Raw genomic sequence first — 15,146 nt, 5'->3', positions numbered from 1 at the left:
CACCGGCACGGCCGACGGAGCCCCGGCACGCGTGTTCCGCCGCTCCCGTGGCCGTGTCAGGCCGGCGGACGCCCCCTCACAGGCGCAGGCCGGCCCACCGCTCTCCCACGCCGCGGATCGTCGCGCGACGTACGCCGGACTCCGGGTCGTCCGGGTCCGGGTCTCCGCCGCGCGGGCGGACCAGGTCGATCTCCAGGCGGTCCTCGGTGAGCGCCTCGGCGAGCCCGCGGCCCCATTCGACGACGGTCACGGACTCGTCCAGCGACGAGTCCAGGTCCAGGGCGTCGAGTTCGCCGAGACCGCCGAGCCGGTAGGCGTCCACGTGCACGAGTGCCGGCCCGCGCGTGCCGTCCTCGCGCGGCAGCGGCGGGTGCTCGCGGGCGATGATGAACGTCGGCGACGCGACCTGTCCGCGCACGTGCAGCGCGCTGCCGAGCCCCTGGGTGAGGGTCGTCTTGCCCGCGCCCAGGTCTCCGGTGAGGATCACCAGGTCCCCGGCCTGCACCAGCCCGGCCAGCCGCGCGCCGAGCGCGCGGGTCGCGTCGGCGTCGGGAAGTTCGAGGCTGATCGTGCCCGACGACGGCGCCGCGCCCTGCTCCTCCGGTGCCCCCGCGTCCGGCGCCGCCCCCGCCGATCGGCCCGCCCCGGCCATGCGCTCCGGCGTGCCGGATCCCGTGGGCGCGCCGCTGTCCGTCGTCGTCCCGTTCACGACCAGGTCTCCTTCCCGGCGAGCGAGCCGAGTTCGAGCCGGTCCGCGCCCACCTCCTCCGCGCCCGTGTACACGCGCGGCATGCGCGCGGCGACGCGGGTGACGATCTCGTAGCTGATGGTGCCGGCGGCCTGCGCCCAGTCCTCGGCGTTGGGCGCCCCGGCGTGCTCGACGCCGTCGGACTGCCCGAACAGGGTGACGACGTCGCCCGCCTGCTCGGTCGCGTACGGGCCGAGGTCGACCATGATCTGGTCCATGCACACCCGGCCCGCGACCCGCACGACGCGGGCGGTCCCCGGCCCGGCCTCGCGGGACGCGACGTCGTTCACGTCCCCGCCGACCAGGACCGGCCCTCCCTGGCCGAGCGCTCCGCCGCTGGCATGCCGCGGGATACCGTCCGCGTACCCGAGCGGGATCACGCCGAGCGTGGTGGCCTGCGACGTCGTGTAGTGCAGGCCGTAGGACACCCCGCTGCCCGCGGGGACACGCTTCACGGTCGCGAGGCGTGCCTCCACGGTCATCGCAGGCCGCAGCCCGTAGGTGCTCGGGACGCTGATCTGCGGCACGGGCGTGAGGCCGTACATCGCGATACCCGTCCGGACCAGGTCCCACGCCATCTCGGGCCGGGTGAGCGTGGCGGCGGAGTTGGCGAGGTGCCGCACCTCGGGCGCGAAACCGGCGTCCTCGACGGCGGTGACCGTGTCCTCGAACGTCTTGGCCTGGGCATCGATGCTGGGATGGCCGGGCTCGTCGGCGCACGCGAAGTGCGACATGACGCCGGTCACCTCGACGAGCCCGCGCAGCTCGGCGGCGCGGCGCAGCACGCCGGGCAGGTCGTCCTGGGTGATGCCGTTGCGGCCGAGTCCGGTGTCGACCTTGAGGTGCACGCGCGCGGGGCGTCCGGCGGAGCGGGCGGCGTCGGCCGCCGCGTCGAGCCCCCAGGGTGCCGCCACACCGAGGTCGATGTCGGCGAGCAGCACGTCCTCCAGGGGCGCGCCGGGGGCGTAGAGCCAGGTCAGCACGCGCGCTTCGGCAGGGGTGACGCCGGACTGACGCAGCCGCAGCGCCTCGCCGACCTGCGCCGCACCGAGCCACGTGGCGCCGCCCGCGAGCGCCGCCCGCGCGACGGGCAGCAGCCCGTGCCCGTAGGCGTCGCCCTTGACCACGGCCATGAGGGCGGCACCCGCGGCGGCGCGGCGCAACGCCACGACGTTGTCGCGGATGGCGGTGAGATCGACGACGGCGCGCGCGGGGTACTCGGGATCGAACCCGGGCAGGACGCCGAGGGGCGGGGTGGTGCTCACGAAGGTGATTCTCCCACTGGCGGCGTGCCCGCTGCCCAGGGTGTCGGCCGCCCGCTTCCCCCGCGTTACCGTGAGGCGTGCGCTCGCCCCTGCCCGTGCGTGACGGGCTGAATCCCACGCGGCTCGTGCTGCCGCACGACGACACGACCGTCGCCCGGTATCCGACGTCGTACGCGTGGCTGCTCGACCGGTTCCCCGACGACGCCGCCCGCCTGCGGGAGAAGGTTGCGGCCGGGGAAGTGGTCACCGGTCGCGGTGAGCCCGTCACGGCCAGCACCCCGTACGAACCGCGCGGATTCCTCTTCCTGTACCGCGACCCGCCGTCGGACGAGCCGCACATCCCCTTCGAGCCGGAGATCCTGCACCGCGACGACGACCTGCTCGTGGTCGACAAGCCCCACTTCCTCGCGACCATGCCGCGCGGCCGCTGGATCCGGAACACCGTGCTGGTGCGCCTGCGCGCGACGCTCGACCTGCCCGAGCTCAGTCCCGTGCACCGGCTCGACCGGCCCACGGCCGGGGTGCTCGTGCTGACGGTCCGCCGCGAGGTGCGGGGGGCGTACCAGATGCTCTTCCAGGAGCGGCGGGTGCGGAAGGTCTACGAGGCGGTGGCGCCGCTCCCCCGGCTCGTGTCCGTGGACGACGGCGGTCGTGGCGCGGCGGGTGCGGACGGTGCGGCGAGCCTGCAGGCGTCGTCGGACACGGATCTGCTCCGCCGACTGGCGGACGGGCAGGCCGTCACGGTGCGCTCGCGGATCGTCAAGCACCGCGGGACGGCGCCCGCGCAGGAGGTCCCGGGCGAGCCGAACGCGGAGTCGCTGATCGCGCTCGTCGCCGCCGACGAGGCGCGCGGCCTGGGCCTCTACCGCCTGGAGCCGCACACCGGCAAGACGCACCAGCTCCGCCTGCACATGGCGTCGCTCGGTGTCCCGATCCTGCACGACCCGTTCTGGCCGGTGCTCCGCGAGGACGCCCCGGACGACTTCGCGCGGCCGCTCCAGCTGCTGGCGCGGTCGGTGGAGTTCCGGGACCCGCTGAGCGGGGCGCTGCGCCGGTTCGAGTCTCGTCGGTCCCTCGACATATCGCTCCCGTCGCAACCTTGCCGGACGCGTCAGTAGACGTTCTTGCGGTCTCCGGCTTCGAGGACCAGGACGAGGAGTTCGTCGTCGTCGATCTCGTAGACGACCCGGAAGTTCTCTCCGACCTTGATCCGGTATTCGAACTGCGTGCCCTTCATCTTCTTGACACCGTCCGGCCTGGGCCTGTCGGCCAGGGCGTCGATCCTTGCCATGATCTGGTCGTACGCCTTGCGGTTGGCCTTCTTGATCTGGTCGAGTTGCCTGCGCGCGGTGTTGTGGATCTTGATCCGGTAGCGGCTCACCTCGACCGTGACCGTGGTGACCACCAGCCGGTCACGCTCGGCAGTCAGGCGGACACGGTAGATCCCGATCTTGACGTCCTGCGCGGGTCGCGGGGCGGCGGCCTGTCTGGTGATGTCGGCCTTGATCTTGTCGTAGGTGCGCCAGTTCTTCTTCTTGATCCGGCGTAGTTCACTGTCCGCGGCGCTGGTGTACGTGATCTTGCGGGCGGCGGTCATCCGTCGTCCTCGTCCTCGGTGATGAGGTCACCATCGATCGTGTACCAGGTGCCGTCGTCGGGCTCCTCCGGCTCGCGAGCCCTCCACTCGGCCTCGGCCTCCAGCTCCAGACCCTCGAAGTTCTTCAGATCGGTCGTGTCGATCAGTACGGCGATGACCTGGCCGTTCTTGGTGATGCCGATCTTGCGTCCCGGATCGGTGGCCAGTGCCTGGGTCATGCGGGTCAGCGCCTGGCCGGTGCGGTCGAGGTCGACCATGTGTTCCAGGTCCACGTCGGTGCGCACGGTGGCCCGGTCGATGAAGCCGAGACTCGCCTCCTCGTCCGTCAGCCCGTCGCCGAGGTCGTTGCTGAGGTCGTCGCCGAGGTCGCTGGTGAAGTCGTTCATGCCCGCTCCTGCGCTCGGCGCTTCTCGTTCTCGATCGTGCCGGCACTCACCCGCGGCTGACGGGCCTGGTGCTCCCCGGGCATGTCCTGGTAGCGGACCTGCAGGTGCTCGAAGATCGAGGCGTCCACACGATCCATGACCGCGCCCACGACGAGGCCGTCCTTGACGAGCCCGAAACGACTGCCCAGGTTCTCCAGCCAGTACTCGAACAACGCCGCCGCAGGCGCGTCCAGGTCACCGATGTCGTGGACTTCGTCCAGGTGGATCGGGGTGGTCTCGAACCGGCTCTCGCCGTCATCACTGGCCATGTCCGGCACGCTATCGCGCACCCGCGAGGCCGTCAGCGGCAGGGGCGTGAAGGACTTCCTCATGCGGGCCTCCTCGTGTGGTTCGGCCCGCTCTCACGCGGGTGCGGTGCGGTGGTGGTCACCATGTCCTCCAGGTGCGTTGTTGGTGGTGCCTGGGGGTGGGCCGGGACCGAGGGGCGTCGGTCCCGGCCCGTCTGGGTGCCCGCCCGGGGTGGGCGGGCTTGCGGCCGGGCGCTGGCAGGGATGCGTGGGGCGGGGTGCGCGTCCGGCCGCAAGAATTGGGAGGGTTCAGGGTGGGGCGAGGGGTAGCTCGAATCCGGCGGGGCGTTCGGAGTGCCGTCCGAGGACTGCGGCCGTGCTACGCCATTGCGCACGCCGTTTGCCCTCGAAGCCGCGGGGGAAGTCCAGGCCGGCCTCGTGGGCGGCCTGTTCCATGTCGCGCATGGTGGCGCCCCGGGCGGCGGGCTGTTCGTCATGTCGTGCTCCCCTGGTCGGACTCGGAGGGCAGGCGTTGCCGTCACGTTCGACCACTGTGTGGGGGTGCGGTTCTGGAAGATCCCGCCGCTGCCGGGTGCATTTCTTCCAGGCGTTGGAAGTTTTCGCTCCAGTAATGACTCGCGGAGGTGTCGTTCTCTACGATCGAGGCGGACGTCGCACGTCAACAGGCCATCGAAGGGGCGGGCATGGCCACCAGCGCCAAGGCACGACGAGAACAGCTCCGCGAGCGCCTGCTCGCTCAGGGGCACGCGATGGCGCATGTCGCCGCCGAGATCGGCACGACGTTCCGCGTACGCCCACGCACGGCGTGGCGGTACGCGATGGGCTGGCCGCAGTGGAAGCTCGTGCAACAGCTACGCACGACCAACCCTGACCTCACGATCTCCGAGAGCCGGGTCAGCGAGTGGGAGTCCTGGCCCTATGGCGGCACAAAGCCGTCTCTGACGATCCTCGGGGCGCTGGCCCGCACCTTCGGCAACGGCTGCACAGTCAGCGACCTGCTCGACGACGCCGACCAAGAGCTCTTCTCCCTCGCCGAGCTGATGGTGGTCGACCATACTGCCGACCGCTCCGAGCACGTCATCATGGTGCCCAGCACGGGCTCTACGGTGACCGGCCCGGTCCGGGAGGGAGACGACGACGTGCACCGCCGGGAGATGCTGCGACTGCTCAGCACATTCGCCGCGACCATGCTCCTCCCCGTTGCCCCTGCTCCGGGGCCGACGCCGCCGGTTGCGGAGTTCCGGAAGTTCAATGAGCACCTGTGGCAGGTGTACGCATTCGCCCCGTCGAAGAGCGACGCGATGCCGCTGGTGCGACGGCAACTGTCGGTCCTCGTGGAATGCCTGCGAGGTTCTCCCGGCCCGAGCGCGCGTCGGCATCTGTGCACGCTGGCGGCGGACCTGTTCCAGCTCGCCGGAGAGATCTACTTCGACGCGGACCACTACACCGATGCGGCGCACTGCTATCACCTGGCGGCTCAGGCCGGTAAGGAGGCCGGCTCGCACGACCTGTGGGCCTGCGCGCTCACCCGGCATGCCTACCTTTCGGTGTATGAGAAGCGATTCGCCGACGCCGCACCATTGCTTGACCTCGCCGCAACGATTGCCACGCGAGGCGACGGCGAACTGTCGACACGCCACTGGGTAGCGGCCGTGCAGGGCGAGACCTTCGCCGGCCTGGGAGACCTGGACGCCTGCCGCCGGGCGCTGGACAGCGCCGAGGAGGTCGCCGGACTGACGGGAACAATCCACAACGGCGGCTGGCTGCGCTTCAACGGCTCCCGACTCCCCGAAGAACGCGGCACCTGCTACGTGACCCTGGGCCGCCCAGACCTGGCGGAGGCCGCACTGACCGAAGCGCTCGGTCACGCCACGTCCATCCGCCGCCGCGCCGGAGTCCTGGCAGACCTCGCAGTCGTGGGCGCTCAACGCGGTGACCTCGACCAGGTCATCACCCACGCCGACGCCGTGCTCACGCACGCGCACGAGACCCGGTCCGGCATGATCGCCCGCAAGCTACTCGACCTGCGCCCGCACCTCGGGCCGCTCCAGGGCGACCTCCGAGTTCGGGAACTCGACGCCCGGATCACCACCCTGACCGCAGCATGACGAAGGGAACCACGTTGCACCACGAACCCGGCCGCATCTTCCGCGAGGCATGGATCGCCGGCGTTACCGCGCACTATCCGGGTGAGCCCAAGCCCGGCTACATCGCGCCCTGGGACGAGACTCCCGAATGGGAGCGATCCGCCGCCGCGGCCGTCTTCGACCAGATCCGCGCCTTCGCTGAGACCACCGGCGGTGCGGCCAGCCGGCTCACCCGCGAGCAGAAGGGCCGGTTCGTCGCGCTGTGCTGGATCGGGCAGATCTACAAGCACTTTCCCGATCCCAAGCCCTCCTACGTCGCGGACTGGGACGACATGCCCGCCTGGCAGCAGAAGACCGACACCGAGATCTTCGAGACCATCGAACGTCTCCGATAGGAAGCGCCAGGAGAGACCTGGCGCGGCACGTCCACCGGCTGCTCACCCCTCGCATCCCGGAGGAGGAAACCTCATGACGCTGACGCACAGTAACGCCGACTGGATCGCCGGGATCGCCGGTGAAGGCGTGGTCACCATCGGCGACCCACGCCTGAAAGCACCCACCCGCGAGGTCGACCTCGGGCCAGACACCATGAACCTGCTCGACGCGATGGTGGCCCGGCTGCGCGAGCTCAACGGAGCTGGCCTGGCAGCACCCCAGATCGGCGCTTCGGTGCGGGTCGCGGTCATCGAGGTCCGCAAGACCGACGTCTTCCCCGACCGGCCCGAACACCCCCTGATCGAACTGATCAACCCCACCATCACCCGACACTCCAACAGCCAGGCCTCAGACTGGGAGGGCTGCTTCTCCGTACCCGGACTCCTGGGCCAGGTACCCCGCGCCGAGACCATCACCGTGGAGCACACCACCCGCGACGGCGAACGCGTCACCCGCGACTACAGCGGCTACGTGGCCCGCGTCATCCAGCACGAGACCGACCACCTCGACGCCATCGAGTTCGTCGACCGCATGCCCGACATGCACACCCTCACCACCGTCCAGAACTGGCTCCACCAACGCCAGAACGCCTGACGACACCAAGGAATGAACCTGGAGCGATGACGGCAGACACGGGCAACGCCGCGACGGCGCTTCGGACACCCGGGCCGATCACCGAGACCATGGCAGAGCTCGGCATCGTGCAAGAAGGCGACCCAGGTCTGCGCCGCCCCGCCCGGCCGCTCACCCTGCCCGAGGACGCCGGGACAGCGCGCCGTGTCGGGTAGCCCCGGCTCGTTGCCGAGCCGGGGCCCCCTCAGAACCGGACGTGCGGCTTTCACCGCATCCGGCTCAAGCAAGTCCCGTCGGGCGTCGTGGGGTACGGGGTTGGGGTGCTGGTGTATCCGGTGGCACTCGGCGTTGACGGCGCTGCTGCCAGTAGGAGGTCAGCGCCGGGTCGTCCGGGGACGCGTCGGTGTTGACCATCTGGTAGCGGCGGATGGGTGTCCACTGCAGTTTCTGCAGGTAGGCGCCAGTTTCCTGATCGCCGAAGACCGAGCGGTCCTGTCGGGACGGGTTGAACCGCCCGAAGTAGCGGTCCGCGATCCATCCGTCCGTCTTCGCCGGGTGTCGGCGCCTGGCCCACTTCAGCAGCGTCCACCACAGGGTGTTGTCGATGCTGCTGAAGGTCCGGTTGGACACGACCGCGCGGTAGTACCCGGCCCAGCCGCGCAGGATCGGGTTGAGCCTGCTGATCACGGCAATCGCGTTCGCGCCGTAGAGGCTGCGCACCTCGGCGCGCAGCCTGGTGCGGAACCGTTTGACCGCTGCCTTGGACGGCTTGATCAGCAGTTTCCCGACGTTGCGGTAGTGGCGGATGTTGAACCCGAGGAAGTCGAACCCCTCGGACAAGGCCACGATCCGTGTCTTGTCCTCGTTGAACGACAGCCCCCGGGGCGCCAGCCACTTGGCGAGGTCGCCCTTGACCTGTTGTGCCTGCTCACGGGAGTGGCAGAGCGCGACCAGGTCGTCGGCGTACCTCACCAGGACCGGAGTGCCTGACACCGACCGGCCGTGTCGTGACGGCCTCGTATCGGTCCGGGCCCCTGCAGCGGTCTCCATTCCGTGCAGGGCGATGTTCATCAGCAACGGGCTGATGACCCCGCCCTGCGGCGTTCCCTCGTGAGTCGGAGCGAACGATCCGTTCTCGATCACCCCGGCCTTCAACCATCTGGCCACGCGTTCCCTGGCGGGGAACCCGTGCAGATGATCGAGGAGCCGGTCGTGATCGATCCGGTCGAACGCCGCCGTCAGGTCCGCATCGAGAACCCAGGACCGCTGCGGGTTCTTGCCCTTGCAGACCAGCCAGATCGCCTCGATGGCGTCGTGACAGCTCCGGCCGGGACGGAAGCCGTAGCTTCGCATCTCGAACCGGGCCTCCCACTCAGGCTCCAAAGCGTTGAGCACCACGGCTTGAGCCGCACGATCGGCGATCACGGGGATGCCGAGCGGGCGTCGCTTGCCGTTCGCCTTGGGAATGTAGATCCGCCGCACCGGCCGGGCCTGCGACGTGCGCCCGTGTTGTTGGACCCACCGGGCAAGTTCCACCCGGTCCGATCCCCACAGCGCGGTGCGCCCGTCGATCCCGGCCGTCTTGCGTCCCTTGTTGACCTGCGCGACCCGGCGCGTGCTGAGCAGCGCGTTGGCCCGGGATCGCAGCATCAACCGTTGCAGGCTGCGCACCTTACGGTGCTCGCCTGCCCTTGACGCCGTGAAGATGCGTTGCCGCAGCCGTCGTACCTCCGCCTCAGCCCGGGTCCAGTCGACCTGGCCCCAGTCCTCGGGGAAGTCTCGCGGTCCGTTCACCGTCACCGTGGTGGCGGCGTCCAACGTCCCCGCGTGTTCCGTCGTTGCGTTCATCGTCCTCTCTTCACAGACTCACCTGACCCGCGTGGGCTCCCTCTCGGGCCGAGCACACCGCTCGTATCCGGCCGGTTCGACACCCACCACGACCAGGAGGCGGCCGCATCCTGCGTGGGTGTCCTTCCCGTCGCCTTTCGACGCACCGGCATTCGCTTCTCGGGTCATCCTGTCCCGGCTGGGAATTCCGCTCCCCTTACGGTTCGCCTACCAGTCCGAAGACTGGACCCAGACGGGGTTTCCACGTTCCACATGCATGAGACACGGACGGAATGGGCGCCCTCTATACCCCGGGGACGATGGTGCTCACCCAACTGCTTGGCAGTCAGCAGCCGGCATACGCCGCTTCACATCGGCATAGTCCCTAACCCGGTCCGGGACCGCTTCCCTTCATCCGGACCTTCAACCTGACGAGGCATCAACCAAGGGTTCACACGTGTTCGCCCGCCCGTCCTTCTCCTTGCCCGTAGCCCTCGGAAGGAACGAGGACCCTTCGGCTTGAACCCTGGGCTCCGCACCCCGCAGTTACCCGCGACGCACGCCAGGGAGGAGACCGGCCATCGAGCACGAACCGGAGATCACGCCACCATCTGGAGCCTCCTACTACGTGACCTACTCATGTCATGCGACTTCGTGTCGCACGTGCCGCAGTCGCTGCGGAATAGCCTCCGGCTATGCTCAAGGGCATGACCTCTCGGCGTTTCTGGTGGCGGCTGCGCTCGCAGCCGTGACCTGACGCGCCCTTCGCATCGTCCCGAGCCGCCTGCCGCAGCCGGGACGTTCGCATGTGGGGACGGTTCTCCGACGGTGGCAGGCGTGACACCAAAGAGGAGAACCAGCCATGACACTTCCCACCACCGTTCCGAGCGTTGCGACCGCTCCCGCTGGACCGTCGTCGGACACGGCACGCGAGAACGTGCACGCGACCGATTCAGTACGCGCCGCCCGGGAACGCTCTACGGTCCTGGAGCAGCGGATCGCTGCAGACCCGGCCCGGTTCCGGGTGCTGACGGGTGAGCGGCCCACAGGGGCGCTGCACCTGGGGCATCTGATCGGAACCCTGGACAACCGCGTGCGCCTGCAGGCCCGCGGCGTGGACGTCTTCCTGATCGTCGCGGACTACCAGGTCATCACCGACCGGGACGTGGCCGGCGACCTGCCCGCCGTGGTGCGTGACGTGCTGTTGGACTACCTCGCCGTCGGGATCGACCCGGAGCGCACCACGATCTTCACCCACTCGGCCGTGCCCGCGCTGAACCAACTGCTGCTGCCGTTCTTGTCGCTGGTGACCGTGGCCGAACTGGAGCGCAACCCGACCGTCAAGGCCGAGACGCTCGCGGCCGAGCGGCGCGGGAGGCGTGGCATGTCGGGGCTGATGTTCACCTACCCGGTGCACCAGGCCGCCGACATCCTGTTCTGCCACGGCAACCTGGTCCCGGTGGGACAGGATCAGCTGCCGCACCTGGAGATCACCCGCACGGTCGCACGGCGGTTCAACAACCGGTACGCGCCTGCGGCCCCGTACTTTCCTGAGCCGGACGCGTTGATCGTTCCCGCACCGACGATCCTGGGGAACGACGGGGCAAAGATGTCCAAGTCCGCGGGCAACGCCCTTGAGCTCCGCGCCGGCGAGGACGAGACGGTCGCGTTCATCAAGCGGGCCAAGACCGACCCAGAGCGGCACATCACCTACGAGCCCGACCGGCGCCCGGAGATCGCCAACCTGCTGACCATCGGAGCCCACTTCGCCTCAACGACACCGGAAGCGCTGGCTGAGGAGATCGGCGCCGCCGGGGCCGGACAGCTCAAGCAGGTCGTCACCGAAGCGCTCGTGGAGGGTCTGCGCCCGATGCGCGCCCGCCGCGCCGAGGCTGCCACCCGGGGCCCGCAGTACCTGCACGACCTCCTCGCACGCGGGAACACGCGCGCCAACGAGATCGCCGACCAGACCCTCGACGAGGTCCGAGACCTCATGCACATGACCTACTGACGCACAAGCACCGGAGCGTCTGCGAGGCCTCGCGGGCTGTACGTCATCACGGGCCCCGATCCAGAGGGTCACGCCCATGGTCCTCGCCCTTTCGAACGCGACGTCACCAGCCCAGCCCTCCGAAGCGATCACTATCGATCAATTCGTTGACCCGAAGCGTCACGACCGCCTACTTTCTGATCAGGGGAGTGAACAGGCTTCGCACCATTCGATCAGAACCAATCATCGATGATCGCCGCTCTCCGTACCAGACCAGTCAAAGACGACGGAGAGCACCCATGTCACGTCCCCATCGCCGCAGGGGCAGGCCCGCCGCTGCGGTCGCAGTCCTCACACTGGCCGCGGGCGGCCTGCTTTCTCCATCGGCCGCCGCCGCTCCGGACACGGCCGCGGCTACGCCGTCGGCCATCGCGACCACCGGCCCCGAACTCGACGTCGACGACCCGTCGATCGACTGGCGCGAGCTCGTCGTCGACGGCGACGACGTCGAGCGCCGCGCGGACGGCACGCCCTACAACGTGTTCGGTGGCTTCGGCTCGGTGTCGTGCAACAACACCGGCAAGCTGCTCCTCGACTACAAGGAGGAGAACCCGGACGCCTACTGGTCGATCATGCGCCTGCTCTTCGACCCGGTCGACGGCGCGGGCCTCGCGCACATCAAGGTCGAGCTGGGCGCGGACTCCAACACGTCGTCGGGCGCGGAGCCGGCGACCAAGCGGAGCGCCGACGAGCCGGCCAACGTGCTGCGCGGCGCCGGCTTCCACTTCATCGCCGACGCACTGACGATCAACCCGGACATCGAGACCGAGGTCCTCCGCTGGGCCGAGCCGTCGTGGACCGGCAACGACCCGGCCAAGCGCTACCAGTGGTACAAGGAGACGATCGACGCCGCGTACGACACCTACGGCGTCGAGCTCGACTGGGTGAGCCCGTCGCAGAACGAGGTGCGCCGCGACACCTACCAGGACGCCGAGCTCGACTGGACCGTCCAGTTCGCCAAGTGGCTCGAACGCGACGCGACCGCCGACGACGCCCGCTTCGACTACTCGAAGATCAAGATCATCGCGCTCGACTCCTACCGCGAGGGCGACCGGATCGCCGGCAAGATCCTCGCGGACCCCGAGGCGCTCGAGCAGGTCGACGCGCTCGGCTACCACTACGACATCGTGGGCGGCCCCAACGTCACGCGGCTCAACAAGGAGTTCGGCAAGCCGATCCTGTACTCCGAGGGCGTCGCGCCCATGATCGACCCGCAGTACCGCGTGAACGCGGAGCCCGCGCGCGGCGGCGTCGGCGGCGCGGTCGGCGCCGCGGACATCGCGGACCGCTTCATCAACGCCTACCGGTGGAGCGGGGCGGGCGACGACCCCGCGCACATGACCACGTTCCTGTTCCAGCCGGCCGTGAGCGCGATGTACGAGGGCCAGCAGTACTCGCCCAAGCACCTGATCCGGGCGTCCGATCCCTGGTCGGGCTACTGGGAGGGCGACATCGGCATCTCGACGGTGCGGCACTTCCACCAGTTCGCGGAGCACGGCTGGGAGTACATCGAGGGCGCCACGGGCGGCGACGGGACCAAGGGCGACGGCGGCACCAACGTCGACACCTCGACCCGCACCGTCATGACCCTGCGCACCCCCGCAAGCGCCGACGGCGAACCCGAGCTGACGCAGGTGCACGCCAACAACACGGCGACCGCGCGGTACTTCGAGGTCAAGGTCGCGAACCTGGGTGAGGGCGGCCGGTCGCTCCACGCCTGGGAGACCACGGGCCCGGAGGCCGGTGAGGCGTACGACGCCAACTACTTCCAGAACGTCGGCCACTACGCACCCGTGCGCACCGAGACGATCGGCGGGACCGAGCACGACGTCTACCGCGTGCAGGTCGAGCCGTACTCGATCCTGACGCTGTCCACTCTGCCGCACGGCGTCGACGGCACGACGCGGGAGTACACGCCGGGCGACTACGCGTCCGAGGCGGAGGACGAGATCCTCGGACTGCCCTACCGCGACAACTTCGAGTACGACGACTACCGCACCACCGTCGTGGGCGGGGAGCGGATGTCGTACGTGGAGCGCCGCGGCGGAACCCCGCGGTACACGGCGGACCAGGACGGCGCGTTCGAGGTGGTGGAAACCGGCCGCTGGTGGCACCGCAACAACGTGCTGCAGCAGCAGATCCACGCCGAGAACCGGGGCTTCACGTGGAACGTGTGGGGCGACGGGCGGCAGGATGTCCTGCAGTCGGCCGCGCCGTCGACCGTGCTGGGCGACCACCGGTGGGCCGACTACACCGCGAGGATCGACTTCCGCCTCGACGAGACCGTGAGTGACGAGAGCCTGGCCAACTTCGCGGGTCTCGGCGTGCGGCAGGTCTACGCGCGCGGCGGCGATCAGGCCACCTACGCCACCCGAGTCCACGCGGACGGCACGTGGGAGCTGCGCAAGCTCGACACCGTCGTCGCGTCGGGCACGCTCGACGGGTTCGACCCGGGGGCGTGGCACCGGCTGTCGGTCGAGGCACGCGAGAACGTCATCACCGCGCGGCTGGACGGTGACCTGCTGAAGCAGTGGGTCGACCCGGCGGCCAACCCGGTGCTCGCGGGCCGCGTCTCGCTCGTCAGCGGGTTCTACAACACTCAGTACGACAACCTCGCGATCACGCCGATCAAGGGCCAGGCGTGGAAGTCCGAGAAGCTCGACGACTCCGACGCGCGCGTGTCCTACCCCGACGGCGCGCGATTCGCGCAGTCGAGCTTCACGCATTTCAACCGGACCCTGCACGTGCTCACCGAGGGGCAGTCCGCCACGCTGGACTTCACCGGCACGGGCCTGAACCTGTTCGGCGCCACGGGCGCGGCGACGCTTGAGGTCGCGATCGACGACCGGCCGGTGCGCACCGAGCAGGTCGGTGCGGCCGGGACGCGCGAGACGTCGTACTGGCTGCGTGGCCTGAAGCAGAAGCGGCACACCGTCACGGTTCGCGTCGTCAGCGGGACGTTCACGCTCGACGGCTTCGACGTGCTCAGCGGCGGGGCCCGGCCCCCGAGGGTGCCCGACGCGAAGCGGCCCGTCGCCGTGGCGGAGCCGATCGCGCGGTCCGCGACCGCCGTCGGCCAGGAACCCGACCTCCCCGAGACGGTGGTCACGACGTCGGCCTCCGGGTCGGCCATCGACGCCGCGGTCGACTGGTTCGTGCCCGCCGGCGCGTTCGACGAGCCGTACTCCATGGTCCGCATCGACGGGACGTTCAGGAACGACCCGTCGCTGCGGGTCTCGACGATCGTCGAGGTGGTACCGGAGGGCCTGGTGTACTTCGTCGACGCCAACGCGCCGGCGGTCGGTGGCGGCGAGGCGTACCCCGCGGTCCGGGCGCTCGCCGACACCCGCGGCGAGGGGCTGCGCAACGACGTGCCCGACGCCCTGTGGTCCGACGACGCCGGCTGGGGCCGTGCGGCGTCGTACTCGGGCAAGGCGCCGCTCGGGACCAACCCCTACGACAAGATGCGCGAAACGGGCTACTACACCTCGGGCACGGGGCAGCCGCTGGACTACCGGCTGACCCTCCCGGCCGGTGAGTACACGATCTCGTCCGGGCACACCGAGTGGTGGAACCCGGGCAACGGGCGGTCGCGGCGTATGGCGACGTCCGTCTCGTGGACCGGGGGCGACGGCGCGGCACACTCCGTACCGCTCGGCGCGGTGGCGTTCCCGAACGGCAGCAGCGGCCGTTCCGAGGTGCTGACGGGGAGCTTCACGCTCACCGAGGAGACCGTCGTGACGTTCCGCGTCGCGAACGACGGCGGCACGGAGGCGCCGGTGCTGAGCTGGCTGGCCGTGGCCGCGGGCTGACACCCTCTCGCGCGCCGCGGGACCCGTCCCGCGGCGCGCGAGACCCCACCGCCCGGAG

At 70.0% G+C, this 15,146-nt stretch carries 14 protein-coding genes; 7 read left to right on the top strand and 7 right to left on the bottom strand.

Features of this window, described 5'->3' with window-relative positions; all coding sequences use genetic code 11:
- Window positions 1-76 precede the first annotated feature (76 nt).
- Both tsaE and alr read right to left on the bottom strand, forming a co-directional pair.
- A complete protein-coding gene (gene tsaE, locus ACYVK5_RS04130) occupies window positions 77-652 on the bottom strand; it encodes a tRNA (adenosine(37)-N6)-threonylcarbamoyltransferase complex ATPase subunit type 1 TsaE (RefSeq protein WP_460702968.1) in 576 nt (191 codons plus the stop codon).
- A 53-nt stretch (window positions 653-705) separates the two neighbouring features.
- Entirely contained in the window at window positions 706-2,013 is a 1,308-nt protein-coding gene (gene alr / locus ACYVK5_RS04125; RefSeq protein WP_460702077.1) for an alanine racemase, read from the bottom strand.
- Window positions 2,014-2,090: 77 nt separating this feature from the next.
- Between alr and ACYVK5_RS04120 the strand changes: the two genes are divergently transcribed.
- Complete coding sequence (locus tag ACYVK5_RS04120) at window positions 2,091-3,131, top strand: pseudouridine synthase (protein WP_460702075.1); 1,041 nt, start codon at window positions 2,091-2,093, stop codon at window positions 3,129-3,131.
- Here the strand turns inward: ACYVK5_RS04120 and ACYVK5_RS04115 are convergent.
- The 4 genes from ACYVK5_RS04115 to ACYVK5_RS04100 all read right to left on the bottom strand — a co-directional run bounded on the left by ACYVK5_RS04115 (window position 3,125) and on the right by ACYVK5_RS04100 (window position 4,739).
- A complete protein-coding gene (locus ACYVK5_RS04115) occupies window positions 3,125-3,610 on the bottom strand; it encodes a type II toxin-antitoxin system RelE family toxin (RefSeq protein WP_460702073.1) in 486 nt (161 codons plus the stop codon). The genes ACYVK5_RS04120 and ACYVK5_RS04115 overlap by 7 nt on opposite strands.
- Entirely contained in the window at window positions 3,607-3,996 is a 390-nt protein-coding gene (locus ACYVK5_RS04110; RefSeq protein WP_460702071.1) for a hypothetical protein, read from the bottom strand. The genes ACYVK5_RS04115 and ACYVK5_RS04110 overlap by 4 nt, the downstream gene beginning before the upstream one ends.
- Window positions 3,993-4,367, bottom strand: coding sequence for a hypothetical protein (locus ACYVK5_RS04105; protein ID WP_460702070.1), 375 nt, complete (start codon window positions 4,365-4,367; stop codon window positions 3,993-3,995). The genes ACYVK5_RS04110 and ACYVK5_RS04105 overlap by 4 nt, the downstream gene beginning before the upstream one ends.
- Window positions 4,368-4,592: 225 nt before the next feature.
- The gene (locus ACYVK5_RS04100) at window positions 4,593-4,739 is read right to left on the bottom strand and encodes a hypothetical protein (protein WP_460702068.1); all 147 of its coding nucleotides are present in this window, start codon (window positions 4,737-4,739) and stop codon (window positions 4,593-4,595) included.
- Between the two features lie 248 nt (window positions 4,740-4,987).
- Between ACYVK5_RS04100 and ACYVK5_RS04095 the strand changes: the two genes are divergently transcribed.
- The 4 genes from ACYVK5_RS04095 to ACYVK5_RS04080 all read left to right on the top strand — a co-directional run bounded on the left by ACYVK5_RS04095 (window position 4,988) and on the right by ACYVK5_RS04080 (window position 7,614).
- Window positions 4,988-6,412 carry a helix-turn-helix domain-containing protein gene (locus ACYVK5_RS04095; protein WP_460702066.1) on the top strand — a complete coding sequence of 475 codons (1,425 nt, stop codon included), beginning with the start codon at window positions 4,988-4,990 and terminating at the stop codon, window positions 6,410-6,412.
- Window positions 6,409-6,786, top strand: coding sequence for a hypothetical protein (locus tag ACYVK5_RS04090; protein WP_460702064.1), 378 nt, complete (start codon window positions 6,409-6,411; stop codon window positions 6,784-6,786). Before ACYVK5_RS04095 ends, ACYVK5_RS04090 begins: the two co-directional genes overlap by 4 nt.
- Before the next feature lie 73 nt (window positions 6,787-6,859).
- Complete coding sequence (gene def / locus ACYVK5_RS04085) at window positions 6,860-7,420, top strand: peptide deformylase (RefSeq protein ID WP_460702062.1); 561 nt, start codon at window positions 6,860-6,862, stop codon at window positions 7,418-7,420.
- 26 nt (window positions 7,421-7,446) lie between these two features.
- A complete protein-coding gene (locus ACYVK5_RS04080; RefSeq protein WP_460702060.1) occupies window positions 7,447-7,614 on the top strand; it encodes a hypothetical protein in 168 nt (55 codons plus the stop codon).
- Between the two features lie 64 nt (window positions 7,615-7,678).
- Here the strand turns inward: ACYVK5_RS04080 and ltrA are convergent, their stop codons facing one another.
- Window positions 7,679-9,247, bottom strand: a complete 1,569-nt coding sequence (gene ltrA / locus ACYVK5_RS04075; RefSeq protein ID WP_460702058.1) for a group II intron reverse transcriptase/maturase — start codon at window positions 9,245-9,247, stop codon at window positions 7,679-7,681.
- Between the two features lie 841 nt (window positions 9,248-10,088).
- Here ltrA and trpS point away from each other — a divergent pair.
- Both trpS and ACYVK5_RS04065 read left to right on the top strand, forming a co-directional pair.
- Complete coding sequence (trpS, locus tag ACYVK5_RS04070) at window positions 10,089-11,237, top strand: tryptophan--tRNA ligase (protein WP_460702056.1); 1,149 nt, start codon at window positions 10,089-10,091, stop codon at window positions 11,235-11,237.
- A 278-nt stretch (window positions 11,238-11,515) separates the two neighbouring features.
- A complete protein-coding gene (locus ACYVK5_RS04065) occupies window positions 11,516-15,088 on the top strand; it encodes a hypothetical protein (protein ID WP_460702054.1) in 3,573 nt (1,190 codons plus the stop codon).
- The last annotated feature ends 58 nt before the right edge of the window (window positions 15,089-15,146 follow it).

Source organism: Myceligenerans halotolerans (genome assembly GCF_054782975.1).
The sequence above is the reverse complement of the archived record's forward strand: the minus strand, read 5'-3'. Positions and strand labels throughout refer to the sequence as shown.

Excerpts from the sequence above, each read along its gene's own strand:
- ACYVK5_RS04100 (WP_460702068.1), bottom strand. The coding sequence starts at position 4,739 with ATGGAACAGGCCGCCCACGAGGCCGGCCTGGACTTCCCCCGCGGCTTC.
- ACYVK5_RS04095 (WP_460702066.1), top strand. The coding sequence starts at position 4,988 with ATGGCCACCAGCGCCAAGGCACGACGAGAACAGCTCCGCGAGCGCCTG.
- ltrA (WP_460702058.1), bottom strand. The coding sequence starts at position 9,247 with ATGAACGCAACGACGGAACACGCGGGGACGTTGGACGCCGCCACCACG.
- trpS (WP_460702056.1), top strand. The coding sequence starts at position 10,089 with ATGACACTTCCCACCACCGTTCCGAGCGTTGCGACCGCTCCCGCTGGA.
- ACYVK5_RS04115 (WP_460702073.1), bottom strand. The coding sequence starts at position 3,610 with ATGACCGCCGCCCGCAAGATCACGTACACCAGCGCCGCGGACAGTGAA.
- ACYVK5_RS04090 (WP_460702064.1), top strand. The coding sequence starts at position 6,409 with ATGACGAAGGGAACCACGTTGCACCACGAACCCGGCCGCATCTTCCGC.
- tsaE (WP_460702968.1), bottom strand. The coding sequence starts at position 652 with ATGGCCGGGGCGGGCCGATCGGCGGGGGCGGCGCCGGACGCGGGGGCA.
- ACYVK5_RS04080 (WP_460702060.1), top strand. The coding sequence starts at position 7,447 with ATGACGGCAGACACGGGCAACGCCGCGACGGCGCTTCGGACACCCGGG.
- ACYVK5_RS04065 (WP_460702054.1), top strand. The coding sequence starts at position 11,516 with ATGTCACGTCCCCATCGCCGCAGGGGCAGGCCCGCCGCTGCGGTCGCA.
- def (WP_460702062.1), top strand. The coding sequence starts at position 6,860 with ATGACGCTGACGCACAGTAACGCCGACTGGATCGCCGGGATCGCCGGT.
- ACYVK5_RS04105 (WP_460702070.1), bottom strand. The coding sequence starts at position 4,367 with ATGAGGAAGTCCTTCACGCCCCTGCCGCTGACGGCCTCGCGGGTGCGC.
- ACYVK5_RS04110 (WP_460702071.1), bottom strand. The coding sequence starts at position 3,996 with ATGAACGACTTCACCAGCGACCTCGGCGACGACCTCAGCAACGACCTC.